At 35.1% G+C, this 20,434-nt stretch carries 17 protein-coding genes, 3 tRNA genes and 1 rRNA gene; 7 read left to right on the forward strand and 14 right to left on the reverse strand.

Annotated elements, in window-relative coordinates:
* Positions 1-205: 205 nt before the first annotated feature.
* From ACFFIT_RS11005 to lptM, 4 genes are all read right to left on the reverse strand, one after another.
* Positions 206-282, reverse strand: a tRNA-Val gene (locus tag ACFFIT_RS11005).
* Positions 283-438: 156 nt separating this feature from the next.
* Complete coding sequence (gene tadA / locus ACFFIT_RS11010; RefSeq protein WP_385877721.1) at positions 439-984, reverse strand: tRNA adenosine(34) deaminase TadA; 546 nt, start codon at positions 982-984, stop codon at positions 439-441.
* Positions 981-1,805 carry a diaminopimelate epimerase gene (gene dapF, locus ACFFIT_RS11015; RefSeq protein ID WP_385877722.1) on the reverse strand — a complete coding sequence of 275 codons (825 nt, stop codon included), beginning with the start codon at positions 1,803-1,805 and terminating at the stop codon, positions 981-983. Before dapF ends, tadA begins: the two co-directional genes overlap by 4 nt.
* 9 nt (positions 1,806-1,814) lie before the next feature.
* The gene (gene lptM / locus ACFFIT_RS11020) at positions 1,815-1,937 is read right to left on the reverse strand and encodes an LPS translocon maturation chaperone LptM (protein WP_385877723.1); all 123 of its coding nucleotides are present in this window, start codon (positions 1,935-1,937) and stop codon (positions 1,815-1,817) included.
* Positions 1,938-2,203: 266 nt separating this feature from the next.
* Here lptM and cyaY point away from each other — a divergent pair, with 266 nt between their 5' ends.
* Positions 2,204-2,530, forward strand: a complete 327-nt coding sequence (gene cyaY / locus ACFFIT_RS11025) for an iron donor protein CyaY (RefSeq protein WP_385877724.1) — start codon at positions 2,204-2,206, stop codon at positions 2,528-2,530.
* A gap of 101 nt (positions 2,531-2,631) precedes the next feature.
* Here cyaY and ACFFIT_RS11030 read toward each other — a convergent pair whose 3' ends face one another.
* From ACFFIT_RS11030 to ACFFIT_RS11040, 3 genes are all read right to left on the reverse strand, one after another.
* Complete coding sequence (locus ACFFIT_RS11030; protein ID WP_385877725.1) at positions 2,632-5,331, reverse strand: class I adenylate cyclase domain-containing protein; 2,700 nt, start codon at positions 5,329-5,331, stop codon at positions 2,632-2,634.
* A gap of 105 nt (positions 5,332-5,436) precedes the next feature.
* Positions 5,437-6,747, reverse strand: coding sequence for a 16S rRNA (cytosine(967)-C(5))-methyltransferase RsmB (gene rsmB / locus ACFFIT_RS11035; RefSeq protein ID WP_385877726.1), 1,311 nt, complete (start codon positions 6,745-6,747; stop codon positions 5,437-5,439).
* A gap of 218 nt (positions 6,748-6,965) precedes the next feature.
* Positions 6,966-7,958, reverse strand: coding sequence for an aldo/keto reductase (locus ACFFIT_RS11040; protein ID WP_385877727.1), 993 nt, complete (start codon positions 7,956-7,958; stop codon positions 6,966-6,968).
* Positions 7,959-8,370: 412 nt separating this feature from the next.
* Between ACFFIT_RS11040 and pabC the strand changes: the two genes are divergently transcribed.
* From pabC to ACFFIT_RS11065, 5 genes are all read left to right on the forward strand, one after another.
* Positions 8,371-9,237: an aminodeoxychorismate lyase gene (gene pabC / locus ACFFIT_RS11045; RefSeq protein ID WP_385877728.1), complete on the forward strand. Its 867-nt coding sequence runs from the start codon at positions 8,371-8,373 to the stop codon at positions 9,235-9,237.
* A gap of 536 nt (positions 9,238-9,773) precedes the next feature.
* On the forward strand, positions 9,774-10,793 hold the full coding sequence (gene mltG, locus ACFFIT_RS11050) for an endolytic transglycosylase MltG (protein ID WP_385877729.1): 1,020 nt from the start codon (positions 9,774-9,776) through the stop codon (positions 10,791-10,793).
* Between the two features lie 57 nt (positions 10,794-10,850).
* Entirely contained in the window at positions 10,851-11,516 is a 666-nt protein-coding gene (tmk, locus tag ACFFIT_RS11055) for a dTMP kinase (protein WP_385877730.1), read from the forward strand.
* A gap of 155 nt (positions 11,517-11,671) precedes the next feature.
* A complete protein-coding gene (locus tag ACFFIT_RS11060; protein WP_385877731.1) occupies positions 11,672-12,670 on the forward strand; it encodes a hypothetical protein in 999 nt (332 codons plus the stop codon).
* Between the two features lie 29 nt (positions 12,671-12,699).
* Positions 12,700-13,575, forward strand: coding sequence for a hypothetical protein (locus ACFFIT_RS11065; RefSeq protein ID WP_385877732.1), 876 nt, complete (start codon positions 12,700-12,702; stop codon positions 13,573-13,575).
* Positions 13,576-14,001: 426 nt separating this feature from the next.
* On the opposite strand, the gene ACFFIT_RS11070 is transcribed toward ACFFIT_RS11065, so the two are convergent.
* The 4 genes from ACFFIT_RS11070 to hisB form a co-directional block, all read right to left on the reverse strand.
* Complete coding sequence (locus ACFFIT_RS11070) at positions 14,002-14,469, reverse strand: hypothetical protein (RefSeq protein ID WP_385877733.1); 468 nt, start codon at positions 14,467-14,469, stop codon at positions 14,002-14,004.
* Positions 14,470-14,537: 68 nt separating this feature from the next.
* Positions 14,538-15,083 (reverse strand): hypoxanthine phosphoribosyltransferase, encoded by a 546-nt coding sequence (gene hpt, locus ACFFIT_RS11075; RefSeq protein ID WP_385877734.1) that lies wholly within the window; start codon positions 15,081-15,083, stop codon positions 14,538-14,540.
* A 50-nt stretch (positions 15,084-15,133) separates the two neighbouring features.
* Positions 15,134-15,739 (reverse strand): imidazole glycerol phosphate synthase subunit HisH, encoded by a 606-nt coding sequence (gene hisH, locus ACFFIT_RS11080; RefSeq protein ID WP_385877735.1) that lies wholly within the window; start codon positions 15,737-15,739, stop codon positions 15,134-15,136.
* Positions 15,739-16,818 (reverse strand): bifunctional histidinol-phosphatase/imidazoleglycerol-phosphate dehydratase HisB, encoded by a 1,080-nt coding sequence (hisB, locus tag ACFFIT_RS11085; RefSeq protein ID WP_385877739.1) that lies wholly within the window; start codon positions 16,816-16,818, stop codon positions 15,739-15,741. The genes hisH and hisB overlap by 1 nt, the downstream gene beginning before the upstream one ends.
* Positions 16,819-17,220: 402 nt before the next feature.
* Here hisB and htpG point away from each other — a divergent pair, with 402 nt between their 5' ends.
* Entirely contained in the window at positions 17,221-19,113 is a 1,893-nt protein-coding gene (gene htpG / locus ACFFIT_RS11090) for a molecular chaperone HtpG (RefSeq protein ID WP_385877740.1), read from the forward strand.
* 843 nt (positions 19,114-19,956) lie between these two features.
* Here htpG and ACFFIT_RS11095 read toward each other — a convergent pair.
* From ACFFIT_RS11095 to rrf, 3 genes are all read right to left on the reverse strand, one after another.
* Positions 19,957-20,032, reverse strand: a tRNA-Trp gene (locus tag ACFFIT_RS11095).
* A 6-nt stretch (positions 20,033-20,038) separates the two neighbouring features.
* Positions 20,039-20,115, reverse strand: a tRNA-Asp gene (locus tag ACFFIT_RS11100).
* A gap of 54 nt (positions 20,116-20,169) precedes the next feature.
* Positions 20,170-20,285, reverse strand: a 5S ribosomal RNA gene (rrf, locus tag ACFFIT_RS11105).
* Positions 20,286-20,434: the final 149 nt, after the last annotated feature.

Here is a 20,434-nt window from a genome sequence, read left to right on the forward strand (position 1 = left end):
AAATATGCATCCTAGAACGATTTTTACTAAAAGTAACACTATGCATAACCTAAAATGAGTAAAATTGTGACTTATTCAACTGTAATTTTACTATACCACTTATCAAATAATTTCAGGATTATTTAATAGCTAGGTTATAACTTGTTGAGCCTAATTTAGAAATGAATTTTTAGATTGGTACTTTGTAGATTGGTACTTTGTAGATTGGTGTGTCTAAGTGGACTCGAACCACCGACCCCCACCATGTCAAGGTGGTGCTCTAACCAACTGAGCTATAGACACTTATTAATTGTTACAGACACTATGATAGCAATTATTTTTTTTCGTGCAACTTATTTTAATAAATCATTAGTCTGAACGCCTAATAAATAACCTTAACGACCCGAAGATACAGAAATTAATAGAAGTCATCGGCTAGCATTTTCATCCAGTACAAGATCAGATATCGTTATTTATATGATTTAAGGTACGTTCCTGTTTTTCAGCTTTTCTTTCTTTACGCCTTCTTTTAAAAAAATCACTCAAAAGTTGCTGGCATTGTGCCTGTAAAACTCCGCCTTGAACCTCAATATAATGATTCAGATTCTCTTGAGTGAAAATATCAATAAACGAACCTGCGGCCCCTGTTTTCATATCATAAGCACCGAAAACCACTCGCTTTACTCGTGCATGGATAAGCGTCCCTGCGCACATGATACAAGGCTCCAGCGTCACATAAAGCGTAGTCTCTAAAAAACGATAATTTTTGATGTTTTGTCCTGCTTTTCTTAAAGCAATCACTTCAGCATGGGCTGAAGGATCGTGAGATAAAATCATTTGATTGTACCCAGCTGCAACCAATGCATTATCAGCAACCAGAACTGCTCCTACCGGAATTTCATTAAGTGACTGGGCAATCAAAGCCTGTTCATAAGCTTTTTGCATCCAATAGCTATCTAAATTAACGTTCTCGTCGGCTAAATTAGGGGCTAAAGTGAGGCTCATAGTGTGATATATCCGTCGTAAACTATCTCAGCAGGTCCAGTCATATAAAGAGGATGACCTTCTCCCTGCCATTCAATCACAAGTTCTCCGCCCAAAAGTTTTACGGTTACTTTGTTAATAAGTTCACCTTGCAAAATACCTACTGCTACAGCAGCACAAGCACCGCTCCCGCATGCTTTGGTTTCTCCCACCCCTCGCTCAAACACTCGAAGGGCAATGCTATCTTTTGTCAATATTTGCATAAACCCAACATTTACTCTATCAGGGAAACGCTCATGTAATTCAATGCTTGCACCTAATGACTCTAAGGGAGCCTTATCTATATCATCTACCGTCAGAACACAATGAGGATTTCCCATAGAAACTGCACCACAAAAAACTGTTTTATCATCTACTCTCAAAAGATACGTCTTTTCTTGTTTTATGGCTTTAAATGGAATCAATGCGGGATCGAAAATAGGTGCTTGCATATCTACTTTAACATGACCATTAGATAGAATTGATAACACCATTTTTCTATTTTGTGTCGATACACTGATAGTATTACTTTTGATGAGTCCTTTATGTTGAACAAATCGAGCAAAACAACGAGCACCATTACCACATTGGGCGACCTCTGATCCATCGGCATTAAAAATGCGATAATGGAAATCCACATCTGGTTCATAAGGAGGCTCAACTAATAAAAGTTGATCAAAACCTACTCCAAGATGTCTATCTGCTAGATGTTTAATCGTTTGTGGAGTAAGAAATACATTTTGAGTTACGGCATCAATAACCATAAAATCGTTACCTAGCCCATGCATCTTTGTAAATTGCATATTCAGAATCTACTTATTTATCGATACAAAAGCTTTAGGCATATATAAAGGCCCCTTTAGCCCACACCCTACAATTTGAGTTAAAGAGAGAAATAGCATGATAATACATCCTATTTTAGTTAACTTGGCCATTGAATACACCTACTTTGTAAAATGAATTTTTGAATTATTAAGACAATCACCTCATTATCTACAAGGCATCTCTAATCGTCAACTTATGAATTCATTTTTCTTCATTTTTCCCAGAATTAGTTCAGTGCCTCGTTTACTCACTTGACTGTAAATTTAACAATTTGCCTTTTTAAAAATCAGAAACTTTTGATGGGATATGATATGATATCTTCAAAGAATTTAGGCTGACGAGAAAGTTTTTATTAATAATCATTGGCAGGTAAACCATGCAAGATTTAGAATTTCATGAAAAAGTAGATACATTGTTCTTTTATATTGAAGATGCGTTAGATAATTACACTGGTGATTATGATTTAGATTATGAAATTCATTCGGGTATTCTAACAATAAGCTTTCATGACAACAGTAAAATCATTTTAAATAAGCAAGAACCGCTTCATCAGGTCTGGATGGCGACTAAATTCAATGGACACCACTTTGCATTTGATAAAGCATCCAATAAATGGTTATGTATCAGGGCTGGGGATGATTTATTTGATGTATTAACTGATGCTCTGTGCCGCCAATCTGGCGAGACATTTTTGATTAAATAAATTCGTGCTTATATACTTTTCTTCTTGGGATAAATTGGTGAGATTTTTTTAATTGATTAGAATATGGGCCATTTTCCCATGAAAGCATTTAATCTAATATCTCACTCGTAAGGAGTAATTATTTGACTCGTTCCTTGTGTTTTCACATGGTAAAATTGTGGTAGATTAAAACTTACCCCTCTTGAAGAGAGAGTAAATCGTTCATGTGAAGCGGAATAGAAACGACTTACATCGTTTACCAAAGCTTCTTGAGAACCTTCACAATGATAATATACTTCTAGTGCATTTCTTTCATCTAAGATATATGTATTGAAATATCGGCTATCAGAGAGTGTCTCAAAGAAAAATTGAATGATTCCTTCACACGCATAACTTTCTATAATTTGTGGAATGTTGTGCTGCTTTATTCCTATAAGAGATGAAGTATTTACTGATTTATTATGACTGAGCATTTCTAACTTATGTTCAGTAATGTCTTTAAAAATATCATGGGTGTGCTCAAATTGTTTTACTTTCACCCCTAAACGTTCAAAAAATAGTCCAAAAATTTGTTGGCCAAGAACTATCAACTTAACCCCTGTCTGCCGACCTAGTAAATAAAGTGCTTCTTCATCATCAGGACTTAATTGCATAGCAGGGGTTCTCTTATGAATACTCTGCTGGACTGTTTCAGTTTCATCTTTGATGGCATGGATTAATCTTAAATTAATTGATTGCATAAAAATTGTTTTGACTTCTTCAGCCATTTTAATATTTTCGTAATGTCCATAACTTACTACATCCAAATTTTTTGGGGGAATCGCATATTGATGCATTTTAGATAAAATGGATTCTAAAGCATCTATTAGCGCAAACTGTTGATTAAAATGTAGTGTTCGCATCTCGTTCCAACTGTTTCGATAAATAATATCTACGCTACCCACAAGGCAAATTAATTCGCCATTGAGCTCATAGGAAAGTGTAGAATCATTAAATTCAAGATATTTACCTCCTTGCTGTTCAGTAGCAAAATGAATTTCATCTAAATAATCAATGGTAGGATCTTTTTCTAGATTGAGCACGACTAGCATATCCCTAATTTCTGCGGGTGCATAAAGATCTGTAGGAGAAGGACTTTCTACCTCTTTAGGGATTAGTTTTTTTAAATCCTGATAAAACCGTAGGATTTTGTCATGTTGGTGTGGTGTTTGGTTAAATAAAGAGATAACCGTTTCATCAATCCAAAGACCATTCAAATAGCTTGACAAAATCAGCTTAGATAGATAAAAACTATATTCTATGGTTCTGGCACCTAGCATCTCCTTTGCATAAGGCGCTCTGTTAAAAAGATACCATCCTGTCCTGTTTACTCTGCCTTTTGGTACATAGACGTATGTTAAATGCTTTTCCGAAATATCAGGTGAAATTTGAGGATTTATTAACGTAATTTTTCCTGGTAATTGTTCATAGGCTGCATAAAGCTTACGAGTCAAAATACTAATGTCTCTAGGACTTGCACTGACACTGAGATCGTGTTGCCTTGCAAAACGGATTAAATTGCGATAACTTTCCATTACTGCAACTAAAATTTCATCATAAGCTTCTTTAACTTCTTCAATTTTCCAATGTGCTCTATTGTCTAAAAATGCAACTTTCTCCTCAGACCACCCCCAGCTTTTCACCAACTGAGCAATCAGCTTTCTACGCCAAGGACTTGAAAAGTTCTCTTTAGTACCTGAGGCCAAGCTCTCTTTACTTTGTCTATCTGCATCATTAATTTTCAAATAAAAGCAGCGTCTTATAAATTCCAATCGGTCAAAATCTTCATTCGAAATCAAATAATCACTGATTTTTTTCAACATAAATAAATAAGCATCTAAACCAGAAGCGATAATATCTCCTTGTTGCAAATAGTCTTTGATTTCTATGGCGAGCAAAGTAGTTTTAGGAGATTGAGCGAAATACGCTTCAAGTAATAAACTTTTGATGACCGATTTATAAGGAGAATCAATGCTCTTATAAAGTTGCCATAGACTCGCTCCAAAATATTCACGAGCTGACATTGCACCTACTCCGCCTAAATCTAGCCACTCATTGGGTTTTAACACTCCATGAGAATATAAATAGGTGACATATTCATCATAATGACTCTCTTCCTCTTTAGGTATAAGGTACCATAGTAACCTTTTACCAGCTAACCGAACCGCTGAGCGATAAAATTCATCTAATAATAAATAGTGCTGAGAAGTACCACAATCATCATTATCAAGCTCACCACTTAATTTATGCCTAAATCGATTTTCGTCGACCAAAAATAGGGTCAAGTCAACACCTAAGTTACTCGCCCATAGTTCAAGCAACGAACATTTGTGAGCGAGTTGTTCGAGCTCAGACTCAGAAAGCCAGGATTGATGACATACCCAAATATCAAGATCGGAATATTGATTTTGCCCAAGATAAGAGGTGCTCCCCATAGAATAGACCGCTATGATAGGAGCCTGCCAATTTGAGTTATTTTCCCTTGAATTGCTTACTTTGTTAGCGCTGAATGTGTGAAACGAAAATTCTGGGTCGTTTAATAGTGAATCCACTTCTTGTAATAAAAGAGCGATATCCTGATTATTGGGTTGAAATCCTGTGATACCATGAGGGGAACCTTGCAATAAATAGCCAGGCATAGCAGGATGCTCATAATGCAAAAAAAGAGGGATTAGTTGATAGACAAGACAAAAATGGGCAGGCATTCCTTCTAATGCCCGCTCAATTCTTAACTGATTGATAGCGTCTATTCGCTGTTTTAATCGCTCTAAATAAATTTGCACAAAGTACCAAATCAATTGTTGGATAGTAAGAAAATAACTTTTAAAAAAAAATTAACAGTATTTTAACGTTTTTTTTTGAATTTGAATATCATTTGACCAAGATAATCATTTTTCCAAGACGGCATAATAGAAACCATCCCCACCAGATGGCGACGGTAAAAGTTGCAATCCGACTGAAGTAGTCGCTTTTTGAAAATCTTCTGGTGCATTAATCTCTTTAAGTTTAGCACTCGGATGTTTAGCAAGAAACGCCTTAATTTGCTGGCTATTTTCTTCAGGTAAAATAGAACACGTTGCATAGACTAATGTCCCTCCCTCTTTAAGATAAGGCCAAATTGCATTAAGTAATTTATATTGCAGTGAAACTAACTCAGGAATATCAGTAGAACGGCGAAGCCATTTAATGTCTGGGTGGCGTCTTATCACTCCCGTTGCAGAACATGGTGCATCTAGCAAAATTTTATCAAACTGCCGCCCATTAGCCCAAACTTCTGGCGTTGTGCCATCACCAATGATGACTTCAGCGTTTTTATGCAAGCGTTTTAAATTTTCTTTAATCCTGATGCCTCTTGTTTCATCTATTTCAACTGCAATCACTTTAGCCTTTGGTGCTAGTTCAAGAAGATGTGTTGTTTTACCACCTGGAGCCGCGCATAAATCTAAAATGAGTTCACCCTCTTTAGGTTCTATCAAATGGGCTGCATATTGGGCATGAATATCTTGGACAGTAACCGCTCCTTTATCAAAGCCAATTAATCTATCCACAGGTACAGGCGTATCAAGGATCAGTGCAGATGATAATGTTTCATGTGCATGACTTGCTATCTCTTCTTGTGATAGTTCCGTCAAGTACTCAGTAACTGAGGCGTAATTAGGATTCACCCTTAACCACATTGGTGGTTTTTGATTATTCGCTTCTATAATCTTTAACCAATCGCCAGAGTAGGCTTTTTGAATACGTTTTAATAACCAATCAGGATGCCAAAATCTCACCTCTAGATTTTCAAGTCGCGATAGAAGTAAACTTTCTTGACGTTGAAACTGCCTAAGAACACCATTTATCAATCCTTTTAACTGAGGTCGCTTTAGCGCACTAACCGCATTTACAGTTTCAGATATTGCGGCATGAGCAGGTATTCTCATATAATGTAATTGATAAAACCCAATTAGAATCAAATAATGTATTGTTTTTTGCTTTCTATCTAAAGGTTTATCCATTAATTGATTGGCAAACCAGTCAAGTTCCGGTAGAGAACGAAGCACCCCATAGCAAATTTCTTGCAACAGACCTTTGTCTTTTCCTGATACTTGTTGTTGCATAAGTGGAAGGATACTTGATAATGAAGCTCCTTTTTCAAGAACCTCATTTAATGTTTTTGCCGCGATACTTCTAATATTGTATTGTGTGGAATTCATAAAATTATCATAGTTAAACGCATAATAGCTCCTAAGAAACAATACATCATAATCAGTCGATGATAAAACATAAGACTATTTATTAGTCGCTTTTATTCGTAGAGAGTATACATGGCGTTGTTGAACAAAATAGGATAGTCATATACAGCTTGCTTCAATGAAGTTAAAACGTTCTTGTCACTTAAGTTTATTGAAGCAAGCTGATAAGATTTTTTCTTTTAAGGCAATCGATGGCCTCTTGCTGTAACATATAAAGCATACCAATCTTCACGACTTAGTTCAATTCTCAAGGCTTGAGTCACTGACTTAATTCGAGAAAGATTAGTTGTGCCAATAATCGGTTGTATCCCTGCGGGATGGCGCAATAACCAAGCGATCAAAATGGCATCAGCATAAACGGCGTACTTTTCAGCCAATTTAGTGAGAAGCGCCTTGGTATTTAAAACATTTTCGTGGTCTTTTTCATCTAACGTCTCATTGCAAAGAGCCGCACCGGTGTAAAGGCCATTAGCAAGTGCACCCCATGCTTGAAGTTGAATTTCGTTCATTCGACAGTATTCAATCGTTTCCCCAATAAACCTTAATTGTCTTGATTGGCAATCATTAAAAGTCGTCCCGATATCAACCCAATCATGTTTAGCTAGGCTCATTTCTAATTGATTAACGAGTAAAGGATAAGGAAGTGAACGTGTCAATAAAGCCAGCTGCCCTTGATGCATATTTGAAACGCCAAAATTTTGCACTTTGCCTTCTTTTTTTAATTTCTCAAAGGCCAGGGCAATTTCATCAGGTTCCATAAGTGGATCTGGTCTATGCAGCAACAAAATATCTAGGTATTCAGTGCCAAGCCTTTTGAGTGAGCCTTCTACCGATTTAATAATATAATCTTTTGACGCATCATAACGACCTACCTCTTTATCATCTGCAAAACGAATGCAACACTTACTTTGTAAAATAATTTTTTCTCTAAGGGTAGAGTCTGTTTTAAATAATTGAGAAAATGTTTCTTCAGCTTTACCAAAAGTATAAATATCAGCATGATCGAAAAAGTTAATACCGACTGATAAAGCTGTTTCAACGACTTCATGGGTTAATTTCAGGTTTTCAGGGGTTACAGGATTATTATCCCATCCACCACCTAGTCCCATGCATCCATAGATAATTCGGCTACTTGTCGGAAATTTATTTTTTAGGGGGAATTTTTGTTGCATTGATTTACCTCAACAGATTGCCAAATGAATTGACTATTTTAACAAATAGTTAAAAGCAGCGCTTATCAAAGAAAAAAAAATAAGTTATGATGCGACATTACTTGATAAATACTCTTTGATAAATTACCTCAGATGATACATCAAGATGCCTCAAAATACACTTTAAAAGCATCACAAATACAAAGAATATTTAAGTTAAAGCAGCTTTAAAAGATAATTTAGACTCACCACTTAGCTAGGTATATAATTTTTATCTATTTATTGGTTAGATTATTAGGTAAATTATTTTTTCGTTTCATTTTTTTGTTTCATTTTTTTGTTTTATTTTGTCCTTACATTTCTCAATATGGCCTATTTCGATATGAGATTCAATACTTTTCGAAATAGCGCTATGAATATAAAGGTTTTTACTATGTTAATGATGATAAATGGAGAACCTTCTTCTCAAATCAATGCGTTGGATAGAGGGCTTAGCTATGGTGATGGCTGTTTTACTACAGCCCTTGTGTACCACCAAAAAATAATCTATTTTGATCATCACATAGCAAGACTACATAACGATACAGAAAGACTTTATTTTCCCGACATTTCTTGGGATATGTTATCTGAAAAAATCCTTGAAGAATCTTATTACCTTATCCATAAAGCCAAGGGGACTCCTATTGAAACACAAGGAGTTCTTAAAATTATTCTAACTCGAGGTGAAGGTACTAGAGGCTATAGCCCTTTAGGTTGCCAAAATATTAACAGAATTATTACCCTAAGCCACTACCCTACTCAATATGTTGATTGGCAAAAAATTGGAATTGATGTAGGTATAAGCAGTATAAACTTAGCACATCAACCGTTACTTGCTGGAATTAAACATCTCAATAGGCTTGAACAAGTTCTTATTAAAAGAGAACTCTCTTTGAGTAGTTATGATGACATGATTGTATTAGATCAAGAAAAGAACATAATAGAAGCTTCTGCAGCGAATATTTTTTGGCGAAAAGGCGATATTATTTTTACTCCAGACATCACTCAAGCTGGCATCAATGGGCTAATGAGGAATCGAGTCATTAGTCTTTTACAAGCCAGTGGATTTTGTGAACTAAAAATTGTCAAAGAACCTACTACTACATTACAAGAAGCTGATGAAATCATGTTATCGAGTGCATTAATGCCTCTCATTCCCATCAAGCGGCTTTATGTGAGTGATACGCAATATTGGGATTATTCACCACTGAAAAGAGAGGCTTGGCCTTATCTATTTACTCAACTATTAGAAGGCAAATAGTTGCTTAGCTAGAAGGCAAATAGTTGCTTAGCGTATAATTTTTGCGAATCAACTTGCTTCACATAGCTGAGAAAAGAGTTTATAACAAACTAGGGCTACTGACTAAAGGCAATCTTTTTACTAGGCCAAACTTAATTCCACCTGAGATATATTATTATATTCTTAGTCTGATTAGACAAAGATAAAGTGAGTTTGTTTCAAACAATGTATTATCCCAATATGAACCAAACAAATGACTGTGATGATCCTATATTACTAGAATGCTGCAATTGAGTACCTGCCAATAAGTGCCATTTTTAATGTTCAATTCCTTCTAGACTTATTTTAAAAGCTATGGAAAGTTTCGTGCTGTGCTTAAAGTTAAACTCAGTAAATGAAGGCTTAGCTTACGCAGTATGTTTGTTTTTAAATTCATTATAATCAATATAAATCTCTCACAGTAGATTGTTTCAATCTCCCTATATAGTAGGTATAATTTGCCTCATTGTCGTCAGATCTGCTCTGATATTAATCCGCTATACGCCCTAGGAACTGCCATGAAGAAAAAATTATTTGTTCTCTCTCTATTTGCTCTATTAGCAATCCTTGCAATTGCCAATATGACTTACCAAAATGTCAAACAACTGGCAGAGGAAAAGATTCTTATAAAAGAAGAACGCTTGTTCACTATTGAGCCTGGAACAGGTAGGGTCGCATTAGGTGAGCTGTTAGTCCAAGACAAAATTATGGACAGTGATAGTGCCCAATTTTTACAATGGCTACTTAGGCTTGAACCTGAGCTTGCAAAAATTAAAGCTGGTACTTTTCGTCTAATGCCAGGAATGAGCACGAGAGAAATGCTTATGCTTTTTGTTAGCGGCAAAGAGGCTCAATTCACCATACAATTTATAGAGGGGACTAGACTTTCGGATGCATTAGAAACCTTAAAAAAAGCACCTAATATCAAACATACATTAGAAGACTATTCTGACGATACTCTTAGGGCACTATTTGATATGGAGGGGTCTCTCTATCCCGAGGGGATGATTTATCCTGATACCTATAATTATACGTTTAATACGAGCGATAAAGAAATTCTATTAAGAGCGAATAGAGCTTTAAATAAAACCTTAGATGAGGCGTGGGAAAGCAGGCAAAAAGAGTTACCTTACAAAGATAAATATGAATTACTGATTATGGCATCCATCATAGAAAAAGAGACAGCAGTGTCGAGTGAACGCAATAAAGTGGCATCCGTTTTTGTCAATCGCTTAAATAAAAATATGCGTCTTCAAACAGATCCTACTGTCATTTACGGAATGGGATCTCAATATCAAGGAAATATTCGTAAAAAAGATTTAGAGACATCAACACCATACAATACTTATACTATAGAGGGATTACCTCCTACCCCTATAAGTCTTGTTGCTAAAGAATCTATCCAAGCTGCCGCAAATCCAGCCAATACAAACTATTTATATTTTGTAGCTGATGGCAAAGGTGGGCATGTATTTAATGAAAATTTACAAGCACATAACAAATCAGTAAGAGACTATCTAAAAACACTCAAAAACTGATTTTTTAAATCGATAAAAATACACAACACACGACAAATAACAAGGTTTACAATTATTATGACTACAGATGGCCAATTTTTCGTAGTAGAAGGACTGGAGGGTGCTGGTAAAACAAATGCCCAAGAGCAAATTAAACACTATTTACAAAACCGGGGAATTAAATCAAATCAAATCCTCTTTACTCGTGAACCCGGGGGAACTCCTTTAGCTGAAAAATTAAGAAATATATTTAAAGCTGATTTAGATGGGGAAGTTTTAACCAGAAAAGCTGAATTGCTTGTTCTGTATGCAGCTAGAATTCAATTAGTGGAAAATATTATTAAACCTGCTTTATTGCGCGGAGACTATGTTATTGGCGACCGTCATGACCTATCATCACAAGCTTATCAAGGTGCAGGAAGAGGGTTTGATGCAACGTTCATGTTAACATTAAAAACGTTAGTATTAGACTCATTCAAACCTCAATTAACTCTCTATCTAGACGTTACCCCTGAGATTGGGTTACAAAGAGCTAGAGTGCGCGGAGAATTAGACAGGATTGAAAAAGAAGATTTGGCATTTTTTAACCGTGTTCGAGAAGCCTATCTTGATTTTGCTCAAAAAGATCCATCAATTATTATAATTGATGCGACTCAACCCATTGAAAAAGTTAATCAAGAGATAAAAAAAGCATTAGACGTACATTTTGAGAATCACGAAAAAAAGTTTGACTATTGTAGGTAAACTCGTAACATAATAAGTACAATTATAAAATTTAATAAAAATCAAATAAACAATTATTTTTTAGATTAAAAAATCTCTGGTTATTTGCTAAGACATATCGAGTCATAAAGCATACTAAATTTCCACCTAATTGATCATATAATGGCCAATAATCCATGAAAAAAATTTTAAATTTATTACTACTAATCATCAGTTTTAATGTGTTTTCCTCTGATATATTTGGCTTAATAGTGAATGATGGTGAATCTAGTTACTTTTATTCTGATGTTCCAATATTAAATCAAGGTCAAATAATTTATTATCAGGAGAAAAAAAAACCTTGTTGCAATCAGTTTACCATTGAGGAAGATCAAAAAGGGATACTTACCGAGGAAATTATTAGCGATAACAAAGAAACTATGGACTATAATGAAAAGATATATCGATTCAATATTAAAAAAGAAATGGAGCATAATTCTGTTTTTTTAGCTTGGTCTTCCCCATCTTTTGCCTCCTTCGAAAATAATGTGATTTATATAAATAATAGCTTAATCTATTCTCTTTGTTTAACACCTGATGGCATATCAGTGGAACTTCAAGAAAACAAAGAAACATTAAAATCTTTTTATTATTACCTAGGATACGATATAGATCAAAATTGCTACCCAGAAGAACAAGGTATTGGGAATGGCACTCAAAATAATGCCAGTGCTCGAATGATTAATCAGCTTAAAAAGTCATCTGTAAAATTAAAACAAAATAAGACTGATTGGGTATACGAGAATCTCTTTATAGAATATTTGACATACAAAAAAACAGGTGATGGCAATTATAAGCAACTTAAAGATACCGAAAAAGACAATGCCTTTTTTGATTGGATTGTCGCGTCAATCTATTTTGTATTAGCAAATATTGAGTTAGATGAAAACGATAACTTAATAAAAAATTGTATCAAGTTAAAAGCGGAAAGATTTATGACATCAAGAACCTTTGGAAACGTTGTTAATTATAATAGTTATTGCATAGACAGTATCTCATTAGCAAATGAACAATTGATTATTAATTTTTATCTGAAAAATGACACCACTATTTACCCAGAAAAATATGCCTTATATTTAAAATACAAGCCAATAGATGATAGTGTGAGGCTTTATAGAGTGGCAATAGAATTATAGCAACTAATCCATAACCTATGGCAAATCATATGAAACTTATTATAATTAAATATTTTATATTGTTTTTTAGTATTTTATTTTCCTCTTTTATCTATTCAGCGGATAAGTGTGACGTATTAGATGATAAAGAATATGGAGAATCTCCTTATTTATATCAAAAAGTTAAACAATTAGAGCGTTTATATTTTTACTCACAACCAACAAATGAATCATGTAAAATCAAAGATTTATTTATTATCCACGGTGATACCGTAAACGCTTATGCTACTTATAACGAGTTTACATTTGTTGAATATACGTCAACAAAAGGAATAGTGACTTCGGGATGGGTAAAATCAGAAGGACTTGAATCAGATAAAATAATCACTCGTTTAGGTGAACCTATTAATAAAAATGATTTTATTATAAGAAATAATTACTATCATATCGCATTAGATGGCTTTTCAGGTATATTATTTGCCCCCGAATGGATTCAAGACTTAAATCGATGTGTTGATCTTGGTGTTGGTATTAATACTCCAGCAAATAAATTCAGTTATGATGATTTAGTTATTTATACTGTTTTGCAACACCCTATGATGCCTGAGTTAGGAGTAAATCAAATTAATGATTGTCATAGCTTAGAGACAGATAAGAGTAATACTATAATCGCAATTAAAATACTCACAAATCAGTATCAAACAGCTAGAGGCATTAGAATAGGAAGTTCAAAAGATGATTTATTTCAAGCTTATGCTCCAAAAGATTTAATTAAGCAATCAAATAATGAATGTTTCTCCGATATTTATAATGCGACTTGTTATGTTATTCATCACAGCAATAATATCATCCGATTTGTATTTAATGAGCAGGATAAAATTAGACTTATAGAGATGTCAATGTATCCTAACATGTTACCCCTATAAGTTTCACGAAAAATTAATCCGAAAAGATTTTTGTACCCTATGTCTTTATTGATAATAGTAGTACCAAGTTATTTATCTCAAAGTAACCCAATAGAACATCACATCTTGGTGTCAATCGGAAATCACTAAAATTAATCCACCAAATCAATTGAATACCAAAGGATTACCTTTGGTATTCAGAACTATTCTTCCAATCAGCACAGATAAGAAAATTTTTTTTGGAAAATTTGATTATTTTGGTTTATGGACCTATTTAAGGGCTTAAATACCAGTAATTTATCTATATGATTGTTAAAACAAGTAGGGGATTTAGTCAAGGATCGATTAACATAACAATAAACCTAGATAAAATTTATTTGGTCTAATAATCCTAGTTTAATTACGATTACAGGCGAATTTTATAAAAAATTACATCAAGTTTTCTTATTATTCGCAATGTGCGTAAGCGTCAAAATACCAATTATCCCCATCAACTACTAATTGTCTTTGCGTGAGCCCTTCTTCCATTGAAGGCATCAACTCAACTTGACCTTTAGCGACAAAATAAAGCGGTGCTTCAGGTGCCGAACGATGTAATTCATAAGCAAGCTGCATCTTAGGATTAACGCCCACAGGCAGTGCTGCTTGAGAACCACATTCTCTTAAAATAGCAGCATCAGCAAAATAGACAAACTCACCTCTGAACTCTCTTTTTTGACCACATTCAGGACAAGGATTAACCACCTTTTTAGGTGCATCTAAAACCGCTGAGCTTTCGCTCTTTTGTTCATCCAGTTGATATTTTACGCCATCACCTGACTCAGAAGCTTGTTCATTAGCCAAGTTTTGACAACCCATTAATAGTGTGCTTAGTAAAAACAGTAAACTTATATTAAACTTTGGAAATTTTTTCATCAAATTGGTCCTCAAACTATTATCTACTCAAATTCATCTAATTTAGAATTCCTTGTCGATATTTTATATCATTCAGGAACCACAATGCCTATATAAGGCAAATGCCTATAATGTTCAGCATAGTCTATACCATAACCCACGACGAATTGATCTTCAATGGTGAACCCTGACCATTTAGCTCGAACTTCAGTTTCACGTCTAGCTGGTTTATCAAGTAAAGTACAAATTTCAATTGAAGCAGGTTGACGCAAACTTAAGATTTGAGTGACTTTACTTAGGGTATTACCCGAATCTATGATGTCTTCAATAATCAGGACATGTTTACCTGCAATATCCTCCTCTAAATCTTTGAGTATTTTAACATCGCCACTACTCATGGTCGCTGAGCCATAACTAGATGCAGTCATAAAATCAATGGTATGAGGGCAAGTAATTTTTCTAGATAAATCAGCCATAAACATATAGGAGCCACGTAATAGCCCAATTAAAATTAATGGATGAGTTGAGTTCTTTTGTAAAGTAGCGTAATAAGTCGATATATTATCACCTAATTGCTTAACGCAAGCGGCGAGTGAGTTTTCATCAATTAGAATATCAACGTGATGCTTTATCATTTTTTCTATCTATTCCATTAGGTAAAAGAGTGGTTATACAGTAAACGCACTTAAACGCGTTCAACAAAATTTTTTAGCAATTGGCTACCCACCTTACCGGATCGTTCAGGGTGGAACTGCACGCCAATGAAATTATTTTGCATAATAGCAGCGCTGAATTGATTACCATAGAGGGTTTTAGCCAGTGTATATCCCCCAATAGGCACGGCATAGCTATGCACAAAATAAAAATAGGCTTCTTGTGATATACCAAAAAATAAAGGATGATCTTCTACAGGGATGACTTGATTCCATCCACAATGAGGGACTGGTAACCCATTAGGTTCCATCAATAAAGTATCTGCTTTGATCTTGTTGAGCAAAGTGACACCGGACGTCTCTTGACTAAAAGATGTCAAAAGTTGCATACCAAGACATATACCAAGAACAGGCTGTGTTAATGCCCCAATGACTTCGATTAATTCCCTTTGTTTCAGCTCCATCATGGCGGCCTTGGCAGTACCTACTCCAGGGAGTAATACTTTATCTGCTTTACGGATAGTATCTGGATTATCCGTTATTAATGCATCAATACCAAGGCGTTGAAATGCAAAGTTTACCGAAGTTAAATTAGCGCAACCAGTATTGACAATAACCAGATTGGGTTGACTCCTCATTAAAGCACTCCCTTAGAACTCGGTAATACGTCCCCTTCGACTCTAATCGCTTGGCGAAGTGTACGTCCAAAAACTTTAAATAAGCTTTCAGCTCTATGATGATCATTTTTACCTTTGGTTTTAATGTGTAAAGTACTCATCATTGCGTAAGAGATAGAACGGAAAAAATGTTCAATCATTTCAGTAGTTAAATCGCCTACTTTTTGATGTTTAAATTCAGCCTTATACTCACAATGAGGACGTCCTGAAATATCAAGCGCACAACGCGCTAGGCATTCGTCCATAGGAAGGACAAAACCAAAACGAGCAATGCCTCTTTTATCTCCCAACGCCTTTAACAATGCTTCACCTAAAGCAAGACCGGTATCTTCAACAGTATGATGATCGTCAATGAATAAATCTCCCTCAACATTAACATTGAGCCTAAACCCACCATGAGTACAAATTTGGTCTAACATATGATCAAAAAAACCAATACCTGTTTTAATTTGGTTATCACCTTCTTTATCCAACCAAACCTTGACATCAATCGCAGTCTCTTTCGTCACTCGTCTCACATGTGCATGTCGATTTCTAGCCGTTAATTGCTCCGCAATTTTATCCCAATTCATATCTGTGGGGGCATATTTAATGCCAGAGATACTGAGATTTAATGCGAGTTCAACATCGGTCTCTCTATCACCTATGACATAAGAATGATCTTTATCAATAATGCGATCTACTTTTTCTATCTCATTTAACCATTGATCGACTAATAAAGATTTAGGTTTGCGACAAGCACAATCATCTTCAGGTTTATGGGGGCATATCAATACAGTCTCAAAGTAAATACCTTGTGACTCAAAAATTTGCATCATTAACTGATGAGGAGGTTCAAAATCTTCCCTTGGAAAACTCTCTGTGCCTAAGCCATCTTGGTTCGTTACCATTACAAACTTATATCCATCCTTTTGCAGTTTAAGTAAGGCTGGGATAACGTGAGGTTCCAACGCTAATTTTTCTAATTTATCTACTTGAAAATCAATTGGAGGTTCACTAATAAGTGTTCCGTCACGATCGATAAAAAGTATTTTTTCCATTTTTTTTGCAGGGTTAAGAGGTGTTGTTGAGGACATGTCTACTCCAAAGTGAAATTGATGCCTTAATGTTGAAAAGTTTAGCCAATTTAATTTATATGGGTATCTTACATTTACATAAGAGTGAATTACTATAAATAATACCTTTTTTAGCCCGGTGATACCATCAAAAAATGTATTATTCCTTAAGATGGTTCGCAATTTTAGTTAATTGCCTCATTAAATATGCTTGTTACTTGCTATGTACCCTTGAAAAAATATTTTTTGCCCTTATTAAAGAGCAAGATTAGCTTTATTTTGAAAAATACTGTACAAATAACCCCACTTACTAACAATAATACATTTTTTCCAACGGAAATATCTCTGTGGCAAAAAACAAACAATTCAAAAGGAGTATTTATGAGTATGCAAGAAAAAGAAACCAGAGGCTTCCAATCAGAAGTTAAGCAATTACTACATTTAATGATTCATTCACTCTATTCCAACAAAGAAATATTTTTGCGGGAACTCATTTCAAATGCGTCTGATGCGGCGGATAAATTAAGATTCAAGGCACTATCTCAATCAGATTTGTACGAAGGTGATGGTGAACTTAGAGTACGTATATCATTTGATAAAGAAGCTCGTACAATCACACTTGATGACAATGGGATTGGTATGACACGTGATGAAGTCATTGAAAATTTAGGTACAATTGCCAAATCAGGCACAAAAGCCTTTTTAGAATCAATGGGTGCAGATTCAGCTAAAGATAGCCAGTTGATAGGTCAATTTGGTGTTGGTTTTTACTCTGCATTCATAGTGGCAGATAAGGTGACCGTTAGAACTCGTAAAGCTGGTTTACCTGCAAGTGAGGCAGTTTTTTGGGAATCTGAAGGAGAGGGTGAATATACAGTCGCAGGTATAGAAAAAGAGAATAGAGGTACTGAAATCACCTTACATTTAAGAGCCGATGAAGATGAACTACTCAGTGAATGGCGATTACGTTCAATCATCAGTAAATATTCAGACCACATTGCTTTACCTGTTGAACTACAAGTAGAAAAAACAGAAGCACCCGAAAATGAAGAAGAAGAGCCAACAACCACTGTAACCTTTGAAAAAATCAACAAAGCACAAGCATTATGGACTCGTAATAAAGGTGACATTACTGATGAGGAATATCATGAGTTCTATAAGCATATCTCACATGATTTTGCCAATCCTCTGACTTGGAGTCATAATCGTGTTGAAGGAAAACAAGAATATACCAGTTTATTGTTTGTTCCCTCTAAAGCACCTTGGGATTTATTTAATCGTGAGCATAAACGAGGCCTTAAACTCTATGTACAACGCGTATTTATCATGGATGATGCTGAACAATTTATGCCAAACTATTTACGTTTCATGCGCGGCCTTATTGATTCAAATGATTTACCACTTAATGTATCCCGTGAAATATTACAAGATAATAAAGTTACTCAATCTTTGCGTGGTGCATTAACAAAACGTTCGTTACAGATGCTTGAAAAATTGGCTAAGGATGATGCAGCAGCTTACCAAACATTCTTTAAAGAGTTTGGTTTAGTGTTAAAAGAAGGACCAGCAGAAGATCCTTCCAATCAAGCCGCTATTGGTAAGTTACTAAGATTCGCTTCAACTAATACTGAGTCATCTGAACCGACAGTCAGTTTAGATGACTACATAAGTCGTATGAAAGAAGGACAGGATAAAATTTACTATATAACAGCAGATAGCTATGCTGCGGCTAAAAGTAGCCCTCACTTAGAGTTATTTAATAAAAAAGGAATTGAGGTCCTTCTATTATCAGATCGCATTGATGAGTGGATGATGAGCTACTTTACTGAATATGAAGAGAAGCCGTTCCAATCTATCAGTAAGGCAGATGAATCACTCGATAAACTTGCTGAACAGACTGAAGAACAAAAAGAAGCTGAAAAAGCATTAGAGCCAGTTGTAGACAGAGTAAAAACTTATTTAAAAGATCGTGTCAAGGATGTAAAACTGACTCACCGTCTAACTGATACTCCAGCAATCGTTTCTACTGATGCAGATGAAATGTCTACACAAATGGCAAAACTGTTTGCAGCTGCAGGGCAAGCGGCTCCAGAAGTCAAATATATTTTCTCGTTAAATCCAGATCATCCTCTAGTGAAACGTCTAAGTGATGAAAAAGACGAAGATAAATTTGCTCAATGGGTCGAGTTATTACTAGAACAATCCTTATTAGCTGAAAAAGGCTCGCTAGAAGATCCTAACGAGTTTATAAAGCGCCTTAATAAATTACTCATAGGCTAACTCCTTTCCTCCCCTAAATGAAAAGTAAACTATTTAGGGGAGTTTATATCCTTCTTTTTTAGCATAAATATATATTTATAGTTGAAAGTTATAGGGTTTATGCACTCAGCATATTGTATGTTTTCACGGCGTAACCGACTCTATGATATTATACTTCGCAATCTATTTAGTAGGTTTTTGATGCTTGTGTATGTATCTTTTTTTGTTTAATTCTTTATTAATTAATTCCAGGTTTTCCCCACCATTTTTAACTTAATCAACAAGAATCACATCGCTATCATTTCCATCTATTTGAAGCTGTATTTTTTTATCTTAATTTAGCATTTTATTCATTAGATTGCTTTTGACTTTCAATTCTGTCTATCGGCTTTATTTGTAATGTTTACTTTTGCTGCCCCCCCTTAACCGTTGTAATTTGTTATTGATCTTGGTATGAATAGCTTCTGTGGTTTGGGGAATAGTTGCACCATCTAGTATTAGTGTATTGTTTCTTAATTAGGTTATGGATAGCCATTGGATATAAGTAAGCTATTGCTATTCCCGCAACATCATTTAACACTGTATAAGTTGGATTATAAAAGCAGGCTCATAATAGACATAAATAGTGTGATTTATATCCTATCTAGATTATTAATCGTATTAAAAGAGAGCATTATTAAATTAATTATAAAATTACTTTTTAAAACAGTTAAGTATAACTTATCCATTTAAAGTTTGAACAATTGATAGATATAATAATTACTTTGATTTTACTCTATAGTTTAACTATTAATTAAAAATTAGAGCCATTTACTACATGCAAAAAAAAACTGCATGATTTCTCATGCAGTTATTATTCTTTTATGGCAGGGGCGGAGAGACTCGAACTCACAACTCCCGGTTTTGGAGACCGGTGCTCTACCAATTGAACTACGCCCCTAAATAGTGGCGGAACGGACGGGACTCGAACCCGCGACCCCCTGCGTGACAGGCAGGTATTCTAACCAACTGAACTACCGCTCCAATTTTTTTACTTCTTAATATTACACATAAGTAATATTTCACAACGTATTTGGTGCCTGGCGGTGACCTACTCTCACATGGGGAAACCCCACACTACCATCGGCGCAGTTGCGTTTCACTTCTGAGTTCGGTATGGAATCAGGTGGGTCCACAACGCTATTGCCGCCAAGCAATTCTGTTGCTCTTAATTAGAATAAGCTATTCTTTGTGTATCACGCTTCGCATGACACCACTCTCTGTTTAAACACTTTAGTCTCTCTATTCGAGAACACCAAAACAACTTCGGCGTTGTAAGGTTAAGCCTCTCGGGCAATTAGTA

This window comes from Thorsellia kenyensis (assembly GCF_042432445.1).
GTDB lineage: Bacteria > Pseudomonadota > Gammaproteobacteria > Enterobacterales > Thorselliaceae > Thorsellia > Thorsellia kenyensis.